Origin of the sequence: Flavobacterium sp. UBA7680, assembly GCF_002482975.1 — a bacterium.
Lineage (GTDB): Bacteria > Bacteroidota > Bacteroidia > Flavobacteriales > Flavobacteriaceae > Flavobacterium.
The window spans coordinates 31,049-55,760 of the sequence record NZ_DLHA01000008.1; the positions used below are offsets into that span (position 1 = coordinate 31,049).

At 32.6% G+C, this 24,712-nt stretch carries 20 protein-coding genes; 16 read left to right on the forward strand and 4 right to left on the reverse strand.

The window, feature by feature from the left end; genetic code table 11:
* Nucleotides 1-256 precede the first annotated feature (256 nt).
* Nucleotides 257-1,966, forward strand: coding sequence for a CotH kinase family protein (locus B3C18_RS01330; RefSeq protein ID WP_291141165.1), 1,710 nt, complete (start codon nucleotides 257-259; stop codon nucleotides 1,964-1,966).
* A 30-nt stretch (nucleotides 1,967-1,996) separates the two neighbouring features.
* Here the strand turns inward: B3C18_RS01330 and B3C18_RS01335 are convergent, their stop codons facing one another.
* From B3C18_RS01335 to B3C18_RS01350, 4 genes are all read right to left on the reverse strand, one after another.
* Nucleotides 1,997-2,371, reverse strand: a complete 375-nt coding sequence (locus tag B3C18_RS01335) for a DUF4258 domain-containing protein (protein WP_291141168.1) — start codon at nucleotides 2,369-2,371, stop codon at nucleotides 1,997-1,999.
* A gap of 36 nt (nucleotides 2,372-2,407) precedes the next feature.
* Entirely contained in the window at nucleotides 2,408-3,607 is a 1,200-nt protein-coding gene (locus B3C18_RS01340; RefSeq protein ID WP_053471421.1) for an alanine dehydrogenase, read from the reverse strand.
* Nucleotides 3,608-3,771: 164 nt separating this feature from the next.
* Entirely contained in the window at nucleotides 3,772-4,179 is a 408-nt protein-coding gene (gene tsaE / locus B3C18_RS01345; protein ID WP_291141173.1) for a tRNA (adenosine(37)-N6)-threonylcarbamoyltransferase complex ATPase subunit type 1 TsaE, read from the reverse strand.
* 238 nt (nucleotides 4,180-4,417) lie between these two features.
* Nucleotides 4,418-5,971, reverse strand: coding sequence for a bifunctional response regulator/alkaline phosphatase family protein (locus tag B3C18_RS01350; RefSeq protein ID WP_053471424.1), 1,554 nt, complete (start codon nucleotides 5,969-5,971; stop codon nucleotides 4,418-4,420).
* A 221-nt stretch (nucleotides 5,972-6,192) separates the two neighbouring features.
* Between B3C18_RS01350 and B3C18_RS01355 the strand changes: the two genes are divergently transcribed.
* The 15 genes from B3C18_RS01355 (at nucleotide 6,193) to B3C18_RS01425 (ending at nucleotide 24,334) form a co-directional block, all read left to right on the forward strand.
* On the forward strand, nucleotides 6,193-7,422 hold the full coding sequence (locus B3C18_RS01355; RefSeq protein ID WP_291141178.1) for an HD domain-containing protein: 1,230 nt from the start codon (nucleotides 6,193-6,195) through the stop codon (nucleotides 7,420-7,422).
* 39 nt (nucleotides 7,423-7,461) lie between these two features.
* On the forward strand, nucleotides 7,462-8,505 hold the full coding sequence (gene lpxD / locus B3C18_RS01360; protein ID WP_073481315.1) for a UDP-3-O-(3-hydroxymyristoyl)glucosamine N-acyltransferase: 1,044 nt from the start codon (nucleotides 7,462-7,464) through the stop codon (nucleotides 8,503-8,505).
* A complete protein-coding gene (locus B3C18_RS01365; protein ID WP_291141182.1) occupies nucleotides 8,498-9,886 on the forward strand; it encodes a bifunctional UDP-3-O-[3-hydroxymyristoyl] N-acetylglucosamine deacetylase/3-hydroxyacyl-ACP dehydratase in 1,389 nt (462 codons plus the stop codon). Before lpxD ends, B3C18_RS01365 begins: the two co-directional genes overlap by 8 nt.
* 70 nt (nucleotides 9,887-9,956) lie before the next feature.
* Nucleotides 9,957-10,742, forward strand: coding sequence for an acyl-ACP--UDP-N-acetylglucosamine O-acyltransferase (gene lpxA, locus B3C18_RS01370; RefSeq protein ID WP_029270176.1), 786 nt, complete (start codon nucleotides 9,957-9,959; stop codon nucleotides 10,740-10,742).
* 135 nt (nucleotides 10,743-10,877) lie between these two features.
* Nucleotides 10,878-11,444 (forward strand): elongation factor P, encoded by a 567-nt coding sequence (gene efp / locus B3C18_RS01375; protein ID WP_291141204.1) that lies wholly within the window; start codon nucleotides 10,878-10,880, stop codon nucleotides 11,442-11,444.
* 132 nt (nucleotides 11,445-11,576) lie between these two features.
* On the forward strand, nucleotides 11,577-12,506 hold the full coding sequence (locus B3C18_RS01380) for a UDP-3-O-(3-hydroxymyristoyl)glucosamine N-acyltransferase (protein WP_291141207.1): 930 nt from the start codon (nucleotides 11,577-11,579) through the stop codon (nucleotides 12,504-12,506).
* Nucleotide 12,507: 1 nt separating this feature from the next.
* Entirely contained in the window at nucleotides 12,508-12,870 is a 363-nt protein-coding gene (locus B3C18_RS01385) for a nuclear transport factor 2 family protein (RefSeq protein ID WP_291141210.1), read from the forward strand.
* A gap of 86 nt (nucleotides 12,871-12,956) precedes the next feature.
* Nucleotides 12,957-13,829 carry a succinate--CoA ligase subunit alpha gene (gene sucD / locus B3C18_RS01390; RefSeq protein WP_053471430.1) on the forward strand — a complete coding sequence of 291 codons (873 nt, stop codon included), beginning with the start codon at nucleotides 12,957-12,959 and terminating at the stop codon, nucleotides 13,827-13,829.
* Nucleotides 13,830-13,969: 140 nt separating this feature from the next.
* Nucleotides 13,970-14,398 carry a hypothetical protein gene (locus B3C18_RS01395; RefSeq protein ID WP_053471431.1) on the forward strand — a complete coding sequence of 143 codons (429 nt, stop codon included), beginning with the start codon at nucleotides 13,970-13,972 and terminating at the stop codon, nucleotides 14,396-14,398.
* Between the two features lie 353 nt (nucleotides 14,399-14,751).
* Nucleotides 14,752-15,363, forward strand: coding sequence for an RNA polymerase sigma factor (locus B3C18_RS01400; RefSeq protein WP_291141217.1), 612 nt, complete (start codon nucleotides 14,752-14,754; stop codon nucleotides 15,361-15,363).
* 90 nt (nucleotides 15,364-15,453) lie between these two features.
* Nucleotides 15,454-16,566: a FecR family protein gene (locus B3C18_RS01405; protein ID WP_073481305.1), complete on the forward strand. Its 1,113-nt coding sequence runs from the start codon at nucleotides 15,454-15,456 to the stop codon at nucleotides 16,564-16,566.
* Between the two features lie 316 nt (nucleotides 16,567-16,882).
* Nucleotides 16,883-20,611 (forward strand): SusC/RagA family TonB-linked outer membrane protein, encoded by a 3,729-nt coding sequence (locus tag B3C18_RS01410; RefSeq protein WP_291141222.1) that lies wholly within the window; start codon nucleotides 16,883-16,885, stop codon nucleotides 20,609-20,611.
* Between the two features lie 11 nt (nucleotides 20,612-20,622).
* Entirely contained in the window at nucleotides 20,623-22,098 is a 1,476-nt protein-coding gene (locus B3C18_RS01415) for a RagB/SusD family nutrient uptake outer membrane protein (RefSeq protein WP_073481301.1), read from the forward strand.
* A gap of 18 nt (nucleotides 22,099-22,116) precedes the next feature.
* On the forward strand, nucleotides 22,117-22,977 hold the full coding sequence (locus B3C18_RS01420) for a substrate import-associated zinc metallohydrolase lipoprotein (RefSeq protein WP_073481299.1): 861 nt from the start codon (nucleotides 22,117-22,119) through the stop codon (nucleotides 22,975-22,977).
* Nucleotides 22,978-22,987: 10 nt separating this feature from the next.
* Nucleotides 22,988-24,334, forward strand: a complete 1,347-nt coding sequence (locus B3C18_RS01425) for a DUF4302 domain-containing protein (RefSeq protein WP_291141229.1) — start codon at nucleotides 22,988-22,990, stop codon at nucleotides 24,332-24,334.
* The last annotated feature ends 378 nt before the right edge of the window (nucleotides 24,335-24,712 follow it).

The following is a 24,712-nucleotide window of genomic DNA, read 5'->3' on the forward strand; positions in this document are numbered from 1 at the left end:
ATTGATTTAATATTAATGAACGGAATAAGCTATATCACTATTTATTTGTCAAATTTCCTCTTTTTTAAAGAAAAATACTCCTGTATAATTGATACAATAGCTGCAATTCAATTGTTATATTAATGTTGTTTAACTAAAATTTCTACAAGTATTTTTGTAATTTAATTCTTTTATTTATTATTCATTAAAACAAGTATTTTCTTATATTTTATATTGAAAAATATTATTTTTGCATTTTAATTTTAAAATGCATGTTATGAAACAAAGAATACTTTTGTTCTTTTTATTTTTTTCTTTTTATACTTTTTATGCGAATCAAAGAATTGATGTTCCTTCAAATCAATATGGTATTGATAACAGCAAATCTTTAATTATAACTAACCTCGATGTAAATTCAATAAATTCCAGCTTGTCAGGAGAAAAGAGTTCTATTTCTTTTGATGTACTATATAATTTTAAGACACCGGTTTCAGAGATTAAAATAGGTATTCCTTATAGTATAGTAAATACAATTACTAATAAAACGTACACGCTTTATTTTACACAATTACCTTTAATTAGAATTTCAACAGAAAATGAAATAATTAGAGATGAAAGTAAATTAGCCAACTTTGAATTAATCGAGAGTAATAAAAAATTTGTCAGTTCAAAAATTGGTATAAGTTACAGAGGTGAAACATCTTATAAGCTTTTTGAAAAAAAGCCTTATGAAATTAATTTTTGGAATGATGATGAAGGAAAAGTGACTCATGACGAAAGCTTATTAGGAATGCACTCTGATGATGGTTGGAATTTGCAGGCAATGTATAATGAACCTCTTAGGTTTAATAATAAAACTGGCTGGGAACTTTGGAGATCAATTTGCACACCATATTATTCGAGCAAAGAACCAGAAGCAGTAAGTGGTATTCAACAGGAATATGCTGAATTATTTTTAAATGGTGAATATCAAGGTTTATATTGTGTAGGTGAAAAAGTAAATCGAAAACTTTTGAAATTAAAAAAGTACAATGAAAAAGTTCATGGAGAATTGTACAAAGCCAAAAAATATGCAGGTGCAACTCTATTTCGATATATGACCTCGTATGATAACAACAGGGCAGAGTGGAGCGGTTATGAATGCAAATATCCTAATGAAGTAGATTGGTCTAACCTTTATAAGTGGACTGATTTTGTAATCAATAATTTTAATGCCAAGTTGTATAACGATCCTAAGTCTGAATTTAGGATTAATAATGATGCAGAGTATTTTATATTTCTAAACTTAATTAGAGCTACAGATAATTTGGGTAAAAACTTTTATATCGCCAAGTATAATAGCGGTGAGCCTTTTTTCTTTGTACCATGGGATTTAGATGCAACTTTTGGAAATGTATGGAATGGTGATCATGAGGACGTTACGGATGATTTACAGGCTGATAAATTTTTCAATCTTCTTTTAAATGATTGTTCCGAAGGTGGTTTTTGCAGTAGATTAAGTTCTAGATGGAAGGAATTAAGAAAAACAGTAATTACTCACGATAAATTAATGTTGATGTTTACAAATAATTATAATGTTTTAAAACAAAATGGAGCTTATGAAAGAGAAAGTTTAGTTTGGAATGATTATAAAGCTAATTCAGATGAATTAAATTATATCTCACAATGGCTTACAAAAAGAATCGCATTTTTAGATAAAACATTTGGTGAAATGTGCGGCGGTACATTAGATGTCAAGGCATTTGACAAGGTTTCTAACATTGTCGTTTATCCAAATCCAACTTCGGATATGATAAATATTAGTTCAAAAGATAATTTGTTGCATACGGTATTTTTGTACGACAGCACAGGAAAATTAGTACTTACAAGATATTCTAGAGACAATGAAGATAAGATTTCAATTAAACACCTGAGTTCAGGAATTTACTTTCTTAAAGTTGTTGATGAAGAAAACAAAATTGATTTAAAGAAGATCATTAAAGAGTAACAAAAAAGCCAGTTTTTAAACTGGCTTTTTTTATTTTTTTATAATTTCTTCTAAAACAGCTTTGTTTTCGTAGTTTGTAACTTTTAGAATGATCTCTTGGTTTTTAACTGTTTTTCCTTCAATGATATATAATTTTCCTTTATTGAATGGAACATTACTTTGATCAAAATCAACATCACCGTAAGTTAAAGTATTTTTAATATCGGCAGTATCAACCCATTTTTCGTTTAAAGTCTGAATTGCTTTATCGGAATATTCAAAAGGCTTTGTTCTTAGATTGTTTAAAACTCTGGCGTTTGGAAAATAATTGCAGCGAGTGTCTTTACCACTAAATACAAGGGCTACAAAAAAGCATCCCATAATTAATCCAATCAAATAATATGCAAAACGGTGTACGAACTTCATGAAATAAAATTTTGGCAAAGGTACATTAAAGTTCCTTTAAAATACAAGTAAATTAATATCGTTGTCTGGCAGGTCGAACCAGTCGCCAATAGCTTTATTTGTTAGAATTCCATGATATAAATAAATTCCGTTTTTAAGTCCTTTATTGCATCGAATCGCACTTTCTAAACCACCATCTTCGGCTATCTGATGCAGGTAAGGTGTTAAGATGTTACTGATTGATAATGAGGCAGTTTTAGAATAACGTGAAGGTATATTTGGTACACAATAGTGTAAAACATTACTTTTTATGAAAGTAGGTTTTTCGTGAGTTGTAACTTCTGAAGTTTCGAAACAACCTCCGGTATCAATGCTTACATCGACAATTACAGCACCTTTTTTCATGTGTTCGACCATAGTTTCATTAACTACAATTGGACATCTTTCTTTTCCTCTCATCGCTCCAATCGCAACATCACAACGTCTTAAAGCTTTTAATAAGCCTTTTTGTTGTATCGTTGAAGTGAAAATTCGCTGGTTCAAATTATTTTGTAAACGACGTAATTTTGTTATTGAATTATCGAAAACTTTTACGTTTGCACCCAATCCAATTGCTGTTTTTGCAGCAAATTCACCAACTGTTCCCGCTCCAAGAATTACAACTTCAGTAGGAGGGACGCCGGTAATATTTCCGAATAAAAGCCCTTTTCCAAATTCGTCGGTAATCATTAATTCGGCCGCAATAAGGATAGAAGCTGTTCCTGCAATTTCGCTTAGCGATTTCACGGCAGGGTAAGAACCGTCTTCATCTTTAATATATTCAAAAGCTAAAGCTGTAATTTTTTTTTGTGCCAAAGCTTCAAAGTAAGCTTTCTTTTTGGTTTTTAATTGAATGGCCGAAATGATTGTAGTTTCCGGATTTATCATCTCAATTTCAGCTAATGTAGGCGGTTCTACTTTTAATAGAAGCGGACAACCGAAAACTCTTTTGGTATCTTTTGTAATTTCTGCTCCAGCATCTGAGTATTCCTTATCGGTATAACTCGAACTTTCTCCGGCTCCAGATTCAATCATAACACGATGACCTTCATAAGTAAGGGAATTTACGGCATCGGGAGTTAGACAGATACGACGTTCCTGATAGCTTGTTTCCTTAGGAATTCCTATGAAAAGTTCTCTTTTAAAACGACCAACCTCAAGTTTTTCTTCTTGCGGAAGCAATTGTTGTTTTGTAAATGGAGTTAAAGTAATTGACATGGATTGTGCAAAAAATTAAGGGTACAAATTACGTAAAAAGTTTTAAAATTAGTGCAAAAATTCTGCTAATAGTAAAGTCTAATGTTAAGTTATTTTTTGAGGATCTTTGTGTTAAATTTTACCGCAAAGATTCACAAAGAATTCACAGAGGTTCGCAAAGTTTTCTATACTAATTTCAGTTCTCTTTTTCCGTCTGCCAATAGCTCAATATTAATTGTAGAATATTCTTCTGGAAGCAGGTTCGCAATTTTTTCAGACCATTCGATAAAACACCAGTTTCCTGAATATAAATAATCGTCAACGCCCATATCAAGCGCTTCGGTTTCTTTATTTAATCTATAGAAATCAAAATGATAAACGATTTGATTATTAGAGGTGTAATATTCATTTACCAAAGAAAAAGTCGGGCTGCTGGTAGCATCCTGAACTCCTAAACTTTTGCATAACTGCTTAATTAAAGTAGTTTTTCCAACACCCATTTCTCCATTAAAAAGAATGATTTTTTTAGGGTTTGAATCTAAAATCTGCTGTACAACTTCCTGAATTTGATCTAATGAAAAAACGATATTCATTTTTATGTTTATTTATTTTAGTCTCAGTCGCAGTTAACAGTCTCAGCCTGAAAACTGTTAACTGCGACTGTAAACTTTTTTATTCATTTCAATTATCTTCCGCGAAAGCGAAATTATTTTTTTGCCACAGATTAAAAGGATTTTAAGGATTTTTTAATCTGTGTTAATCTTTTTAATCTGTGGCAAAATCTATTTTAAATCAGTTTCAAGTTCTTATTGAAAACTGAGACTGAAAACTTTATTTAGGGTTAAATACCAAGAACGGAATAATCATTTCTTCTAACGAAATTCCGCCATGTTGATAGGTATTTTTATAATAACTCACATAATGATTATAGTTATTTACGTAAGCCAGGAAAAAATCATTTTTGGCAAAAATAAACGAACTGCTCATATTTATGGCAGGTAAACCAATTGTTTTAGGTTCTTTAACTACATAAACATCTTTTTGTTCGTATGTTAAACTGCGGCCTGTTTTGTAGCGCAAATTTAAACTTGTATTTTTATCTCCCACAACTTTCGACGGATTTTTTACATTAATTGTTCCGTGATCTGTGGTTAAAATCAATTTGAAACCTAAAACTTGTGCCTGTTGAATAATTTCTAATAAAGGAGAATTCTTAAACCAGCTCAACGTAAGTGAACGATACGCTTTATCATCAGAAGCTAATTCTTTTACGACTTCCATTTCTGTTTTAGCATGCGAAAGCATATCCACAAAATTGTAAACAACCGTTACTAAGTCGTTTCCTTTTAAAGCTTTAAAGTTTTCTGCCAGCTTTTTACCGCCTGCATAATTGGTGATTTTGAAATAATCTTCTTTAATGTTTAATCCTAAACGCTTTATTTGTGCCGAAAGAAATTCAGCTTCATAAAGGTTTTTTCCACCGTCTTCAACGTCATTTTTCCAATATTGTGGAAATTGTTTTTCCATGTCTAAAGGTGTTAAACCAGAGAAAATAGCATTTCGGGCATATTGTGTAGCGGTTGGAAGAATAGAGAAATACGGAACTTCTTTTTCTAATTTATAGTAATTAGAAATTACGGTTTCAAAAGATTTCCATTGATCGTAACGAAGATTATCAATTACAACAAACAAGATTGGTTTGTCTTTCTTTTTGATTTCAGGAACGACTAATTCTTTAAATAAATTATGCGATTGAATAGGTTTATCTGCTTTTGGTGCAAACCAGTCTTCATAATTTCTTTCGATATATTTTCCGAATTGAGAATTGGCTTCAACCTTTTGAGATTCAAGGATTTCAACCATTGCCTGATCGTTGATGTTTTCTAATTTTAATTCCCAGAAAAGGAGTTTTTTATATAATTCAACCCAGTCTTCATATGAATTAACCATCGCTAATTCCATTGAAATTTTGCGGAATTCTTTCTGATAATCGAGCGTCGTTTTTTCTGAAATTAATCTGGAATCGTCCAGATTTTTCTTCAAACTCAATAAAATCTGGTTCGGATTTACCGGTTTTATCAAATAATCGGCGATTTTAGAACCAATCGCTTCTTCCATTATATATTCTTCCTCACTTTTGGTAATCATAATCATCGGAATGGCCGATTTTTTCTCTTTCATTTCAGAAAGAGTTTCAAGTCCGCTCATTCCCGGCATATTTTCATCAAGGAAAACAATGTCGAAATTTTCTTCTTCAAACAAAGCAATGGCATCAAGACCGTTGTTGCTTGTTGTAACTTCATAATTCTTTTTTTCGAGAAATAATATATGTGGCTTTAAAAGATCGATCTCGTCATCGACCCAAAGTATTTTAATCTTATCCATAAACAGTTTTAATTTTAATGCAATTTAAATGTATAGAACTTAAAAAGTATTAAAAATAGTATAAATTTAGGGATGACAAATTGAAATTTATTTAGAATTATTTTTTTAGTCTCTTTAATGTTTAAGAAAATACTGATAGTAAATATCTGTTTTTTAAGTTAAAAACTGAAATGAATTTATACTTAATTACTTATATTTGTTGACCAAAAAATAACCAAGGAGTGACTCAAATTAACAAATTAAAAATATTCAATGACCCAATATACGGGTTTATAACAATACCGAACGAACTAATCTACGACCTAATTCAACACCCTTACTTTCAGCGTTTGCGACGTATATCGCAAATGGGATTATCGTATTTAGTTTATCCGGGAGCAAATCATACTCGTTTTCATCATGCATTGGGCTGCATGCATTTAATGCAAAAGGCTGTTGAAAGTCTTCGTTTTAAAGGCGTTGCGATTTCAAATGAGGAAGAATGTGCATTATTAATTGCTATTTTACTGCATGATATTGGGCACGGGCCGTTTTCGCATGCTATGGAAAAAAGTATTGTTGAAGATGTAAATCACGAAGCTATTTCATTATTGTTTATGAACAGGCTTAATGATGAATTTGACGGAAGATTAAGCCTTGCAATTCAGGTTTTTAAAGGTGAATATCATAGAAAATTCATGTTGCAATTGATTTCAAGTCAATTAGATATGGACAGAATGGATTATCTTAAACGAGATAGTTTTTATACTGGAGTTGCAGAGGGAAATGTGAATTCAGAACGTTTGATTCAGATGATGAATGTAGTTGACGACGTTTTGGTGATTGAGGAAAAAGGTATTTATTCTGTAGAGAAATTTCTGCTTTCGCGAAGATTAATGTATTGGCAGGCTTATTTGCATAAAACAAGTCTGGTTGCCGAGTTAATTTTGATGAAAGTACTGAAACGAGCTAAAGAATTGACTTTAAAAGGAATTAAACTTCCTTGTAGTGAACCGCTTTTGTATTTTATGCAAAACAAAATTAGTCTTGAAGATTTTGATGCCGAAAAACTGGATTTATTTTCACAGTTAGATGATTTTGATATCATTAGTGCTTTAAAAGCATGGCAGAGAAATCCTGATTTTATACTTTCTACTTTAAGTAAAATGATCATTAACAGAGATTTATTAAAGATTAAACTTAGTGCAGACAAAATTCCGATGGAAGAATCCCAATCTTTAAAAGAAGAATTTGCAGAAGCACATAATATTTCGGCACTAGATGCCGGTTATTTTATTTTTAGAGGTAAAATTAAGAATCAGGCTTATAGTAAAGCTGCCGAACCAATACGAATTTTGAAAAAAGATAAAACAATTGAGGATGTTGTCGAAGCTTCTGATCAGTTGAATCTGAAATCGTTATCTAAATTGGTGACAAAATATTATATCTGTTTTCCAAAACAACTTATCTAAAATTAACATTTAAAATCTATTTTTTATATTTTTGTCGCGATGAAATTTACAGCAGAACAAATAGCAGGAATTTTAGAAGGAGAAGTTGTTGGGAATCCCAATGCCGAAGTTTCTCGACTTTCTAAGATAGAAGAAGGAGAGGAAGGATCTCTTACTTTTTTGGCTAACCCGAAATATATCAACTATATATATACTACAAAAGCAACTGTTACCATTGTTAACGACAGCTTTATACCTGAACAGGAAATCACTACTACATTAATAAAGGTTGAAGATGCTTATGCTTCTTTTTCTAAACTATTGCATTTTTATAATCAGGTAAAATTGAATAAAAACGGAATAGAACCACAGTCTTTTATGTCTGAAGGAACTAAATATGGCGAAAATCTGTATTTAGGAAGCTTTAGTTATATAGGTCAGAATGTAGTTTTAGGAAATAATGTAAAAATTTATCCAAACAGTTTTATTGGCGATAATGTTGTTATTGGCGATAATGTGTTTATTTTTGCCGGTGCAAAAATTTATTCAGAGACTATAATTGGTAATAATTGCACTATACATTCAGGTACTATTATAGGTGCAGACGGTTTTGGTTTTGTACCAAATGAAGAAGGAGTTTATAGTAAAGTGCCGCAAATAGGTAATGTAATTATTGAAGATAATGTAGATATTGGCGCAAATACTACAATTGACAGAGCAACTCTGGGTTCTACAATTATTAGACAAGGAGTTAAATTAGACAATCAAATTCAAATCGCCCATAATGTTGAAATTGGTAAAAACACTGTAATTGCTGCGCAAAGCGGTGTTGCAGGTTCTACTAAAATTGGCGAAAATTGTATGATTGGCGGACAGGTTGGTATCGCAGGCCACTTAACAATAGGAAATAATGTGAGACTTCAGGCGCAGTCTGGAGTGGCGAGAAACATTAAAGATGATGAAATTCTGCAAGGAACGCCATCACTTGGATATACTGACTTTAATAAGTCGTATGTTCATTTCAAAAATCTTCCTAAAATAGTTGCCGAAGTTGAAGAAATAAAAAAACAAATAATAAACCCAAAAAATGGAAATAATGGTTAAACAGAAGACCATCAAAAATGAAATTTCACTAAAAGGCGTTGGATTACATACTGGAAAAGAAGTTACAATGACTTTTAAACCAGCTCCAATTAATAATGGTTTCACTTTTGTAAGAGTAGATTTGCAAGGCCAGCCAGTCATTGAGGCTGACGCTAATTATGTTGTTAATACGCAAAGAGGAACTAATTTAGAAAAATTAGGTGTTAAAATACAAACTCCGGAACACGTTTTAGCGGCAGTAGTTGGTTGCGATTTGGATAATATTATTATTGAATTGGATGCCTCTGAACTACCTATTATGGATGGTTCATCAAAATATTTTGTTGAAGCAATTGAAAATGCAGGAATCGAAGAACAAGACGCAAGCCGTAATGTTTATGTAGTAAAAGAAGTTATTTCATTTACTGATGAAGCTACTGGAAGCGAAATCCTTGTTATGCCAAGCGATGAGTATCAAGTAACTACAATGGTAGATTTTGGTACAAAAGTTTTAGGTACTCAAAATGCTACACTTAAAAGTTTATCAGATTTTAAACAAGAAATTGCAAGCTCAAGAACTTTTAGTTTTTTACATGAACTAGAATCTTTATTAGAGCACGGTTTAATTAAAGGCGGCGATTTAAATAACGCTATTGTTTATGTAGACAAAGAAATATCTGAATCTACAATGGCTAATTTAAAGAAAGCTTTTGGTAAAGAAGAGATTTCTGTTAAGCCAAACGGAGTTTTAGACAATCTAACTTTACATTATCCAAACGAAGCTGCAAGACATAAATTACTTGATGTTATTGGAGATTTATCTTTAATTGGAGTTCGTATTCAAGGAAAAATTATTGCAAATAAACCAGGTCACTTTGTAAACACTCAGTTTGCTAAAAAACTGGCAAAAATCATTAAAATAGAGCAAAGAAATCATGTTCCGGTTTATGATTTAAACCAAGAGCCATTGATGGATATTCATAAAATCATGGCTATGTTACCTCACAGACCGCCATTTTTGTTGATTGACAGAATCATCGAAATGTCTGATCGTCATGTGGTTGGTTTGAAAAATGTTACTATGAATGAGAATTTCTTCGTAGGGCATTTTCCTGAAGCTCCAGTAATGCCGGGAGTTTTAATTGTTGAAGCAATGGCACAAACAGGTGGAATTTTGGTTTTAAGCACTGTTCCGGATCCTGAAAATTATTTGACATATTTCATGAAAATTGACAATGTTAAATTCAAGCACAAAGTATTGCCGGGTGATACCTTAATTTTTAAATGTGAGTTGATTTCTCCTATCAGAAGAGGAATCTGCCATATGCAGGCAAATGCCTACGCTAACGGAAAATTAGTAACTGAGGCAGAATTAATGGCACAAATTGCAAGAAAACAATAATTAATCAAATTTATTGTTTAGGTTTGTTGCCCTAAAAATTAGACTATTTTAATTAAAATATAAAACATAGATGAATCAACCATTAGCATATGTTCATCCAGGCGCTAAAATCGCTAAAAATGTTGTAATTGAACCTTTTACAACAATTCACAATAATGTTGTTATTGGAGACGGTACTTGGATTGGTTCAAATGTGACCATCATGGAAGGTGCTCGTATTGGTAAAAATTGTAACATTTTTCCAGGAGCAGTAATTTCTGCGGTGCCGCAAGATTTAAAATTTGGAGGAGAAGATTCTCTTGCAATTATTGGAGATAACTGTACCATTAGAGAATGTGTTACTATTAATAGAGGTACAGTAGCTTCTGGACAAACTATTTTGGGAAACAATTGTTTAGTTATGGCTTATGCTCACATTGCACACGATTGTGAGATTGGTAATAACGCTATCATTGTAAATGGTGTTGCATTGGCAGGACACGTAGTTGTTGGTAATCACGCCGTAATTGGTGGTTTGGCAGCAATTCACCAATTTATTCATATTGGAGATCACGCAATGATTTCTGGTGGATCTTTGGTAAGAAAAGATGTTCCTCCTTATACAAAAGCAGCTAAAGAACCATTATCATACGTTGGTATCAATTCAGTTGGTTTAAGAAGAAGAGGATTTAGTACTGAAAAAATTAGAGAAATTCAGGAAATTTACAGAATTTTATATCAAAAGAATTACAATACAACACAAGCTTTAAGTATTATTGAAGCAGAAATGGAAGCGACTCCTGAGAGAGATGAAATTCTAGATTTTATCAGAAATTCATCAAGAGGAATTATGAAAGGTTATTCAGGAAATTATTAATTTTAGAGTTTAGATTTCTGATTTTAGATTTCTAAACATTATAAATTAATTAAGCATTAAAACATTAAAAAAAAATATGTAGATCAGTTTTTCAAAATCTAAAATCTACATTCAAAAATCTAAAATAAAAAACAAATGGCATCTACATCAGATATTAGAAACGGATTGTGTATTAAATTTAATCACGATATCTATAAAATAGTCGAATTTCTTCACGTAAAACCTGGAAAAGGTCCAGCTTTCGTAAGAACTAAATTAAGAAGTTTAACTACAGGAAGAGTATTAGATAATACATTTTCTGCAGGTCATAAAATCGACGTTATTCGTGTAGAAACACATAATTATCAGTTTTTATATGCTGAAGGAGATGAATTTCATTTTATGAATACAGAGACATTTGAACAAATTTCTTTGAATAAAAATATCTTGGATGCTCCGGGATTATTAAAAGAAGGAACAAGTGTAATGGTTCAGGTAAATACGGAAACAGATTTACCTTTATCAGTAGATATGCCATCTTCTGTAGTTCTTGAAGTTACTTACGCTGAACCGGGAGTAAAAGGAAATACAGCTACAAACGCTACAAAAAATGCTACAGTAGAAACTGGTGCATCTGTAAACGTTCCGTTGTTCATCAACGAAGGTGATAAAATTAAAATCGATACTGCTTCAGGTTCTTACATGGAGCGTGTAAAAGAGTAGTTTATTAATTAAGATAATTTGTCAATGAGTCAATTAGATAATGTGTGAATCGACAATTTGAACATTCATTCCTAACTGACTCATTTTCTAATTGACACATTCTCTAATTGACAAATTTTCTAATTAAAAAATATGAAATTTCCAAAAGTTCACTCTTTAGAAGAAATTGCAAATTTGCTTAACTGCGAATTTATTGGTGACAAAAACTTTGAGGTTTTAGGCATGAACGAAATTCATGTTGTAGAACCAGGTGATATTGTTTTTGTTGACCATCCAAAATATTATGACAAAGCTTTACAATCTGCAGCAACAATTGTTTTAATAAATAAAAAGGTTGAATGCCCAGAAGGTAAAGCTCTTTTAATTTCTGATGATCCTTTCAGAGATTTTAATACTTTAACGAGACATTTTAAACCATTCCAATTTGCAAATGTTGCGATTTCATCTTCAGCTAGTATTGGAGAAGGGACTGTAATTCAGCCTAATAGTTTTATTGGTAATCATGTAAAAATCGGAAAAAACTGTTTGATTCACTCTAATGTTTCTATTTACGATCATACCGTAATTGGTGATAACGTGATTATTCATGCCGGAACTATTCTAGGCGCAGATGCTTTTTATTATAAAAAACGTCCGGAAGGTTTCGATCAGTTAATTTCTGGCGGAAGAGTTGTAATTGAAGATAATGTTGGGATTGGAGCACTTTGTACAATTGACAAAGGAGTTACGGGAGACACTACAATTAAAGAAGGTACAAAAATCGACAATCAAGTGCATGTTGGACACGATTCTGTTATCGGAAAAAAATGTCTAATTGCCTCACAGACTGGTATTGCAGGCTGTGTTGTTATTGAAGATGAAGTTACAATTTGGGGACAAGTTGGAACAACCAGCGGTATTACGATAGGAGCGAAGGCTGTTATTATGGGACAAACTGGAGTTACTAAATCGGTTGAAGGAGGAAAATCCTATTTTGGAACTCCAATTGAAGAATCAAGAGAAAAGTTAAAACAATTAGCCAATATCAAAAAGATTCCTGAAATTCTAAATAAATTGAAGTAATATGTCTATAAAAGAGTTTGTTCAAAAATTTTATAAGTCGGATGCCTTAATTGATAGTGAAATTTTAAAAACGTATCTGCATCCAGAGGTAATCATTGAATGGAACAGTACGAAAGGTTTTATTCAGTTAGATCATAATGCTATAGTTGAATTAACAAATGAACTCAGCAGAGCTTATGTGCGTTCTAAAGTTAGAATCAGCCACATTCTTGCCGAAGATGACTTAGTTTCAGTACGTTATTCTCATTATGTAAAAACAATCGAGAATCCGCGTGAGGAAATGTTATTGGCGCATTTTTCAACGATTTGGCAAATAAAAGATGATAAGCTTTATAGAGGTTATCAAATGAGTCAATTTTCTTAATATTTTTTTGACAATAAAAGAGGCAAATTACATTACAAAACCTTATTTTTGCAACACAATTTTAAAAACTACATAAAATATATATCATGAGTGTTTTAGTTAATAAAGATTCCAAAATAATTGTTCAGGGATTTACAGGAAGCGAAGGTACTTTCCACGCTTCTCAAATGATTGAGTACGGTACTAATGTTGTTGGTGGTGTTACTCCGGGAAAAGGAGGAACTAGCCATTTAGACCGTCCGGTTTTTAATACAGTAAAAGATGCTGTAGATCAAGCCGGAGCTGATACTTCTATCATTTTTGTTCCGCCAGCTTTTGCTGCTGATGCAATTATGGAAGCTGCTGATGCCGGAATTAAAGTAATTATTGCTATTACAGAAGGAATTCCTGTAGCAGATATGATTAAAGCAAATAATTATGTTAAAGAAAGAAATTCTAGATTAATTGGTCCAAACTGTCCAGGTGTTATCACTCCGGGAGAAGCTAAAGTTGGTATTATGCCAGGTTTCGTTTTCAAAAAAGGAACAGTTGGTATCGTTTCTAAATCTGGAACTTTAACTTACGAAGCTGCTGACCAGGTTGTAAAACAAGGTTTAGGAATTACTACAGCTATTGGTATTGGTGGAGATCCAATCATTGGAACTACAACTAAAGAAGCTGTTGAATTATTAATGAACGATCCAGAAACTGAAGCGATCATTATGATTGGTGAAATTGGAGGTCAATTAGAAGCTGATGCTGCAAGATGGGTAAAAGCTGATGGTAACCGTAAACCAGTTATTGGTTTTATCGCTGGAGAAACTGCTCCTGCTGGTAGAACAATGGGTCACGCAGGTGCTATTGTTGGTGGTTCTGATGATACAGCTGCTGCTAAAAAACAAATTATGAGAGACAACGGAATTTACGTTGTTGATTCACCAGCTGAAATTGGTAAAAAAGTAAAAGAAGTATTAGGATAATCTCCAAATATTCAAAATAACAAATTCCAAAAAGTCTCAATATTTTGTTGAGACTTTTTTACATTTTAAAGGCTGAGGCGCAAAAAGAAAAAACTTAGAATCTTAGCACCTCAGTATCTTAGAAACTTAAAAAAGAAATGATGAGTAAAGAATTAGAAAAGTTTAAAGCAAGTAATAGTTTTACTTTTACTGTAAATGATAGTTTAGAAGAAGTTTGCAATGCTCCGGAAGGAAGTGCTGGAATCTTTGTAGTTTATGAAATTGACGGAGATGCAAAAGAATTAATCATGGTAGGTTCTACAGGAACTGTTCAAAATGATGGAACGCTAAAAAGCAAAAATGGCGGATTATACGATAAAATTGTAAACGGACACCAATTTGCTAAAACAGGAAGAAAATATTCATGGCCGGCTCAAATGAAATTAGAGAATATTTCTGTTCTTGAAGTAGTTTGGTACGAAACTTTTAATGCAGATGTAAAAGCAATTCCAACTGCAGTTGAAGGACAGGTTTTGCAAAATTTCTTAGATGAAAATGCAAAATTACCAAGATGGAATGTGGCTTTTTAAGCTGAACTTAATAAATATAGAAAAGCCTTGCTAGAACTTAGCAGGGCTTTTTTGTTTTAAAACCTCTATGTATAGATTTTATATAAAATGCAATTCTATTTAATTAAGATAAATCTTATATTTTATGGATTAATTTTAGTTAAATAATAATTTTAACATTTCCTTAAGAACCCAGTTATATCAACCAAAGAGGCAGTTTTCCATATTAGGAAACTGTCTCTTTTGTGTAAAATAATTGTTTTTAAGTTTTTGCTTTTATATATTTATCGAACAAAAGTAAATGATAATGTTAAAATAATGTATTCTCTGCATTAAGGAACATTGCCTTTGCAGAACTATAAGCCCCCCAAAATATGAAGACGCGAATCCTGCCGATCAATGCTATTGATGACAATACACTTTGGAATAACTTAATAGATGGAGATGAAAAATCATTTTCGTTATTGTTCGAAAGATACTATAGTGATCTTGTAAATTATGGAAATTCCCTTTCTCCATACGCCGAAAAAGTACAAGATTGTATTCAGGATGTTTTTACAGATATTTGGGTTTATCGCAATTCCCTGCAGGAATCAGTAGTGGTAAAAGCTTATTTATTATCGAGCGTTCGAAAAAGAATTGCCCGTTTGTATGAACGTGATCATATTTTTAGAAAAACGGCAAGTACAGATGCGATTGCTTTTCTTTTAGAATTTTCTGTAGAAAACGAACTTCTGGACGACGATTATGCAGCGAAGGAAAAAGTAATATATCTAAACAAATTACTTAACGAATTACCTGCCAGACAAAAAGAAGCACTTTATTTACGTTATCACCAAGGTTTATCTGTAGAACAAATTGCAGAAATGCTGGATGTTAATTATCAGTCGGCAAGTAATTTACTGCACCGTGGTTTACTGACTCTTCGTAAAGAATGGAAGGGTAGTTTTGCCTTAATCACACTACTATTTTCAAGCACTCTTTAAAAAAAGTTAAAAAAACTTAAAAAAAATCATAATTTGGTGAGTATATAATAAGAAAGCTGTCCTCTATGTTTTTGTAACCTTATTTTTTAGATGCAAAAACGTAATAAATATACCGAAATAGAAGATTTTTTATCTGATGAATCATTCCAATCGTGGGTTTTATCCAAAATTGATGAAGATGGCTGGGAAGAGTGGACTTTAGAAAGCCGCCAGCGTGCTAAATTAGTTGAAGATGCACGATTACTGCTTCTGGCAATGAAAGTTCCCGAAAACAATCTTTCAAGCTCTGATATTCACAGGGCGTTGCACAATACCTGGATCAAAGTTCGAGATAAAGAAAATCAAAAAACTTTAGAAAATTTAAAAGTTAAGTTTTTCCGCAGACAATTTCTGTCTGGCGTAGCAGCAACATTGTTTTTTGCTTTTATGGCTGTTTGGTTTTATAACAGCTATTTTAAAACCGAAAGTACCGTTGTAACCTATAAAGAACTTATTGACGAAAACAGCGAAGGATTAGTTGAGCAAACTAATAATTCTGACAAACCTCAAATTATTACCTTATCAGACGGCAGTTCTGTATTACTGCAGCCTAACAGTAAATTAAGTTATCCTAAAATCTTTACCGGAAACGAAAGAAAGGTGTATTTATCCGGCGAAGGTTTCTTTGAAATTAGTAAAAATCCCCACAAACCATTCTTCGTTTATGCAAACGAAATTGTTACCAAGGTTGTTGGAACTAGTTTTAGAGTTAAAGCTTATTCTGACCAGCCTGATGTAGAAATTCTTGTTCGCACCGGTAAAGTTAAGGTAAAGTCAAATGAACTGGTTTCTAAATCTGATGAAGAAGAAATTATCTTACTGCCTAATCAGGCATTACGATTTTTGCGAAGCGATTTAAAGTTTAATAAAATTACCAATATTACTCAGGATGCAGCTTTAACTCAAAGTGTTGGAAACATCGAACAGTTGAGTTTTGAATTTAATGATATTCCGGTTTCGCAGATTTTTGAAACAATAGAGCAGGCTTACTTAGTAAATATCGATTATCCAAAAAATAAATTAACTGACTGCCACTTAACGACATCATTAAGTGATCAGCCTTTAACAGAAAAACTAAAAATTGTCTGTAAAAGCATAGGCAATAATACCAGTTTTGAAATGAATGGGAACCAAATAATTATTACCTCAGACGGTTGTAATTAATCTTTTTTAGTGTAACTGTAATTACACCAAAAATACCCTTGTTTCTAATAATTAATTTTTCGAAGTAAAGCCTTTCATTTCTTGGAAGAAATGTAATTTATTTCACCAAAATAACAACCAAAAACTAAACTCAACCAAAAACTAAACTCAACCAGAAATAACTAAATGCCTATGTAAAAGTGAATACCATAAAAAAAGTGCCGAAATGCTGTAACATTATCGACACTTCATTAAATCGAATTTCTCTCTGTAAAGAGTTATTCATACGTTTCTTAAAATACACTCGAATCAGTATTAATCAAAACAAATCAAAATTATGAAAAAACCAGTTGTTAAACAACGATTACTCCATAGAATCATGAAAATAACACTATTTCAGTTTGTCTTAGCACTTGTGTTTTCAAGCTTTGCAGTGGCAAATAATGTAAATGGGCAAAAGAAATTAGATACCAAAGTTACAATTACAGTTGAAAATTTGACTCTTGATAATGCTTTGTCTAAAATTGAAAAGTCTGCACATGTAAAGTTTTCGTATAACTCAAGACTTCCTCAGTTGAGTAACAAAGTAAGTATAGAGGCCAATCAGGAAACGCTTTCAAGTATATTGAGCAGAGTTCTGGTTCCATTTAATATTACATTTTCAGAAGTAAGCAATCAGATTATTTTGCAAAAAACTGCCAGCGCAGATCCATTTGCAAGTGCTGATAACCATGATACACTTTTTGAAGTATTAACTGCAGGTCCAATTATCAAAGGTAAAGTTACAGACCAGTCAGGAAGCCCGCTTCCTGGAGCTACAGTTATGGCAAAAGGTACTAAAATAGCAGTATTAACAGATTTTGATGGTAATTTTTCTATCGAAATGCCTGCAAATTCAACAGGACTTATCATTTCTTACGTAGGTATGGACACGAAAGAAATTGGTATAGAAAATACTACACCAACCGTAGTACTTAGTGAAGTAGGACAAAACTTAAAAGAAGTTGTAGTAACAACAGGTTACGAAAAAACATCAAAAAGAACCTTTACAGGAGCAATCAGTAAAATTTCTGGTGCCGAATTAAAAGTGGATGGTGTTGTTGACGTAAGCAGAATGATTGAAGGTAAAGCAGCAGGGGTTACAGTACAAAACGTTACAGGAACATTTGGTACAGCTCCAAAAATTACAGTTCGTGGATCGTCTTCTATCTTTGGAGATACAAAACCATTATGGGTTATTGATGGTGTAGTTCAGGAAGATATTATCAATATGTCATTTGCAGATTTAGCATCTGGAAACTCAGAAACATTATTAAGTTCATCTGTAGCAGGTTTAAATGCAAATGATATTCAAAGCATTGAGATCCTTAAAGATGCATCGGCAACTTCTATCTATGGTTCAAGATCATTAAACGGAGTTGTGGTTGTAACAACAAAACAAGGTCGTAGAGATGCTCCTTTAAAAATTACTTACGGTTTAGAGCAAACTGTTAGAGCGGTGCCAAACTACAGCCAATATGATATTTTAAATTCTCAGGAATCTATGAGTATTTTAAAAGAAATGGAACAAAAAGGATATTTAGATTTACCTTCAACAGTAAACGGAAGATACGGTGGAGCTTATAACATTTTAGGGAGAGCAATCAACACTTACGTACCAGAAACTGGAGGATATTTAGTAAACAATGATCCTGTAAGCCGTAACAATTTCTTGAAAAAATACGAATTAGCAAATACAGACTGGTTTGGTGTTTTGTTTAGACCATCTATTACACAAAACCACTCTTTAAGTTTTTCTGGTGGTGGAAAAAACAACACATTCTACGCATCTTTAGGATATTATACAGATCCGGGATGGACAATTGCTGATGATGTAAAACAAATTTCAAGTAATATTAAAGGAACATTTTATGTAAACGATAAATTGAATATTACATTATCTACATTGGCCTCTATTCGTGATCAGGGCGCTCCTGGAAGTTACGAAAGTGAGAAAGACGTAGTTTTTGGAAAAGTAACTCGTGATTTCGATATCAACCCGTTTAACTATGTATTAAACACAAGTAGAACATTACGTCCTTATGACGAAAATGGAAACTTAGAATACTACAGAAACAACTGGGCTAAAATGAATATCATCAATGAGTTGAAAAACAACTACATGGAAATCGAAGTAAAAGATATCCGTTTCCAGTTAGATCTTGATTATAAAATTACGCCGCATTTAACGTATAACTTAACAGGTTCAGCACGTTACGCAAACACAAGCCGCGAACATAAAATTTTAGAAAACTCAAACGTAGTGGGTGCTTACAAAGCTGGAACTCCAGATGGAGAAGATGGTGTAAACACATTAGTAAGAGATCAGAATATTTTCTTATACCAGGATCCAAATGATTTAACAGCGCCAAAAGTTTCTGTTTTACCAAATGGAGGTTTCTTAAGAAAATTTACAAACGACATGACATCTTATAACTTAAGAAATAGTGTTAACTATAGAAATGTTTTCGCAGATAAACACGAAGTAGAAGGTTTATTTGGAACAGAGATGAGAGTTGTAGACAGAACAAGCGATCAATTTACCGCTGCAGGTTTACAATACGACAGAGGTTTAACAGCTTTTACAGATCCAAGAATCATTGAAAAAATCATTAATGGTGGAGATTCTTACTACGGATTTAATGAAGAAAAAGAAAGAACAGTAGGTTTCTTCGGAAAAATTGGATACACATACGATCGTCGTTATACAGCTTCTGTAACAGGACGTTATGACGGATCAAACAGACAAGGAAACAGCGATTCTTCAAGATGGTTACCAACGTATACTTTTAGTGGAAAATGGAACGTTGCCGAAGAAAGCTTCATGAAAAACGTTGAGTCAGTAAATACATTGGCAGTTAGAGCTTCTTACGGTTTAACAGCTACTGCAGGACCTGCAACAAACTCATTGGCAATTTACAAAAGTGCTATTACAGATCGTTTTGGTCTTGATGACAGAGAAACTGGAATTAGAATTGACGAATTACAAAACAGTGATTTAACTTGGGAAAAACAATTTGAAACAAACATTGGTCTTGACCTTGGAATGTTCAATAATAGAGTACAGTTAACAACTGATATTTACCGTCGTAAAGCATTTGACTTAGTTGATTATGTAATTACTTCAGGAATTGGAGGACAAAGAATCAGACAAGGAAACAATGCCGATATGGAAACTAAAGGTTTAGAGGTTGGTATTACAACTAAAAATATTGACAACCAAGATTTTAAATGGTCTACAACACTGAACTTTTCGGTATATCACCAGGAAATTACGAAGTTAGAAAACACACCAACGGCATTCGACTTAATTGATCCAAACGGAGGAAACACAGTTGGGCACCCAAGAAACTCATTGTATTCTTACCAATTTACAGGTTTAAACAATCAAGGTCTTCCAACCTTTATTTTACAAGACGGAGCAGAAAATAATATTACAGATGCTAACTTTCAGGATAACTTAAATGTTACGAAATATCTTAAATATGAAGGATCAATCGAGCCAAACAAATCGATAGGTTTAGCAAACACATTTACTTATAAAAACTGGTCATTGTATGTGTTTTTTGTTGGATCAGGAGGAAACAAAGTTCGTTTAAACCCTGTGTATGATAGTACTTATGATGATTTAACAGTATTTACAAAAGATTTTACAAACCGTTGGATCAATCCTGGAGATGAGAATATTACAAATATTCCGGTTATTGCAGACAGACGTTTAAATGCTAATTATGGTGGAGAACGTACACTTGCAAGAGCTTACAATACTTATAACTATTCAGATGCTCGTATTGCAGATGGTGATTTCATTCGTTTGAAAAACATTTCATTAAGCTGGGAATTTCCTAAAGATTTCAAGAAAAAATTAGGACTAAGCACTTTTACATTAAAAGGTTCTGCAGTTAATCCTTGGTTACTTTACTCTGATAAAAGATTAAACGGTCAGGATCCTGAGTTTCGTAATTCTGGAGGAGTTGCTTTACCAGTAACATCTCAATACACCTTTACTTTAAACCTTTCATTATAATAGTCAGAAACATGAAAAACTTAAAAATAGCTTTATCCCTATTAATACTAATAAGTATTACTAGCTGTGATGATTTCCTTTCGGAAAAACCAGATAACAGAACAGAAATTGACACACCTGCAAAAATCTCAGAATTACTAGTTCAAGCCTATCCGCAAATGAGTTATTTTGATATTGCAGAAACAATGTCAGATAATGTTTTTGACAGCGGAATGCCGGAAACATTAAGAAAAAATGAGCAAAGTTATAACTGGGATATTCAAACAGAAACAACAGATATAGACACTCAGGCTTACTATTGGGATGCCTGCTACACTGCAATTGCACACGCTAATAAAGCACTTGAAGCAATTGAAGATTTAGGAAGCCCGGCAAGTTTAAATCCGCAAAAAGGAGAAGCATTAATTGCAAGAGCCTATTCTCATTTTATGCTGGTTTCACTTTGGTCAAAACGTTATAATCCTGCAACTGCTGCATCAGATTTAGGAATTCCTTACGTTACAAAACCAGAAACAGAATTAGTAACAAAATACAAACGTAATACTGTAAAAGAAGTTTTTGACTTTATTGAAAAAGATATCGAAGACGGTTTAAAAATCGTAACAAACGATTACAAACAACCGAAATTTCACTTCAACGTAAGTGCTTCAAAAGCTTTTGCCAGCAGATTTTATTTAATAAAAGGTGACTGGGACAGAGTACTTGAATTAACAAGCGATTTAGGTTCAAAACCAGTAGGAAAATTAAGAGATTTTGCATCTTATGATTTACTTAGTGCCGTTGACCAAAGATTAGCTTACGCAAGCAGCGATGCCGAAACAAATTTATTAATCGTTTCAGCAAATTCAATCGTAAGCAGATCTTACTATTCAAACCGTTTTTACCTTTCGGGAGCAAGATATCCAGATATTTTTGGTACAGCAACAAGTTTGTTTAATAAACCTTGGTTATACAATTTTTACTCATCAAACAGCAGTATTACAGTATTTCTCCCTAAATTTTATGAATATTTCAAATATTCAAATGTAACAGCAGGAATTGGAGATCCATATGTTGCAGAAGTTTTATTAAGTAATGATGAGTTTTTCTTAAACAGAATCGAAGCTCACGTAATGAAAGGAGATATTGCAACAGCAAACGACGAGTTAGAATATTTTCTATCAACAAGAACTGTAGGATATGTGCCAACAGACAAAGTTACAGAAGCAAAAGTGGTAGCAAAATATCCTGTAATTGCAGATGAATACACGCCATTCTACACAATGACGCCAGTACAAACATCATACGTAAAAGCAATTGCAGAAACAAGACGTAGAGATTTTATACACGAAGGAATGAGATGGTTTGATGTAAAACGTTTTAACATTGTAGTGAATCACGAAACAACAAACAAACCGGTAAACACATTAGTAAAAGATGACAACCGCAGAGCAATACAAATTCCTTTGCACGCATCAAATACAGGTGTCGAATTAAATCCTAGATAATCTTAAAATTAAAAACTTATGAAACTATTCAAATACAATAAAATTATCGTTATGGCCTTGGTTTCTGCAGCTCTAATTTCATGCGGAAGCGACGATCAGCCGGGAGAAAGCCAGTTAGACTTTACACAGCCAACAAAAACAGCCTTAGATAATTGGATTACAACTACATATTTAAACCCATTTAATATTAATGTACAATACAAATGGAACCAAAATACAGTAGATAACAGCCGTTATTTATTTCCGCCATCAGTTGAAAAAGTACAGCCGGCACTTGAAATTGTTGAAGAAATTTGGTTAAAAAGCTACTCAACAGTTGGCGGGGCAGATTTCGTGAAGAAAATTGCACCAAGAGAAATTGTTCTGGTTGGAGGAGTAAACTTAAACAGTGTAGGAACAAGAACCTTAGGTATAGCCGAAGGAGGACAACGAGTTACATTGTTTGAAACAGATTATATTGATCAGACAGATCGTGGAAACGTTTCAGAATTTATACATACAATCCAACACGAGTACATCCATATTTTGAATCAAAACAAACCTTTTGACGAAAAAGCATGGGCTGCAGTAACACCTGTAGGATATACGGCTGATTGGTATAATTATGATATTCCGGAATCAAACGAAATCGGGTTTATTACATCTTATGCAAGATCTAATATTAATGAAGATTTTGCAGAAACAGCTTCAATGATTTTAATTTTTACAAAAGCAGAATACGAAGCATTTTTAGATGGTATCGAAAGCCCTTTTGCATATCAGGCATTAAAAACAAAAGAAGCGCTGGTAGTAAAATATTTCAAAGAAGCATTCAACATGGATTTTTATGCTTTAAGAGACGAAGCTGAGAAAAACACAACTGCTGTAATAAACAACTAACACAAGTATCATGAAAATAAAAAACATATATAAGTATTTATTTGCAGCTATTTTGATACTGCATTTAAGCAGCTGTAATAACAATACAGATGCCGACCAATTATTTGACGAAACGCCTACAACACGTTTAAACAATCAAAAATCTGAACTTAATACTGCATTACTTTCATCACAGTTTGGTTGGAAAGCGGTTTATTTTACAGATAATACAGTTTTAGGCGGATACACACATTTGTTTAAGTTTGCACAAGATGGAACTGTAGAAATGGCTTCTGATTTTGATGCTGATACTAATGTTTACAAAAGTGAATACGCCATACAACTTGGAAGTACAGTTAGTTTGACGTTTACAACAAATAACAGAATTCACCTTTTATCAGATTCAGATAGTTATCCAATTCCGGCATTAAGAGCCAAAGGATATTTAGGAGATTTTCAGTTTTTATACTACGGACAAGAAAACGGAGAAATCATTTTTAAAGCAAACAGAAACGGTACAGAAATTCGTTTTGTAAAAGCAACAGCTGATGATTGGGCAAAACTGCCTCAGAATTTGGTAATGGAAGAAAACGTAATTGGAAGTGACACAAGACCACTTTTTAGATTATTAGAAACTACTGACGGTACAACAACGCACAAATTTGATTTTTCTTTTAGCGAAATAACTCGTTTTGCAGAGTCAAATTCTATCGAAACTGGTTACTCTATCAGCTACAACATGGGTGTAGGATATACGCCAACAGGAATTGTAGTAAGTCCTGCGGTAGAAGTAGGCGGACAAAAATTAACCAATTTTGTGTATAATGATGCAGACGGAAGTTTTACAGCTACCGGAACTGGAGGAGTTAAGGCTGAAATTAAATATTCTAGTAAACCTTTAATCATTACAGATGACTATAAAAACTTCTTAGATGGTAAACCGCAAATGGTTATAAGTTTTATTACTGCAAACCTTTACACAGCGCCAACAACTTCAACATACTTTAAAACATTATTTGATGCTGCAAATGCTACATTACCAGCAAACCAAAAAATAACCAGAATTCAAATTTATTTCAATTCAGCTTTTGGTAACTATATCGAATATCGTTTTGCAGGCGGAAGACCAAGCGTTTATCACAACTTTACAACTAGTGCAGATGATACAAACAAACGAATTATTCTAACTCACGATTCATGGGATAACGGATCAGCATTTATTCCGGCTCCGGCATTCTTAAAAAATCTTGACGATGAATTCTTCAACGCAGCAGGACTTTACTTGAAAAAAGAAGCATTTAAAATCCAGTTTACAAACAACATCTATACAGTTACAAGTCCTACGAATAACTTTAGAACAACAACATATCAATTATAGTAATTTTTAGTTTTAATTTTTATTTTGGAGAAAGCAGCTCATTCATTTGAGCTGTTTTTTTATTAAAATCAGATATCCTAAAGAATAGATTAGTATGAAAAAATATATAACACCAGCAAATATTGCCATTTTCATCTGGGGAATAGGGCTTTTATTTATAAATGAGATGTACTATGAGTATTTAAGATACTATTTATATATCTCTATAATTCTTGCAGTTATTGCTATAATATATGATCGTTTAAAACGAAAAAAAGAAAACTAGCATCAGTAGAAATAAAATATCCTTTAAAAATTGATGTTAAGATTTTAGTTTTATTTATTTTGGTGGAAGCAGCTCAGTTTTTTGAGCTGTTTTTTTGTTTGTAATAAAAGAAA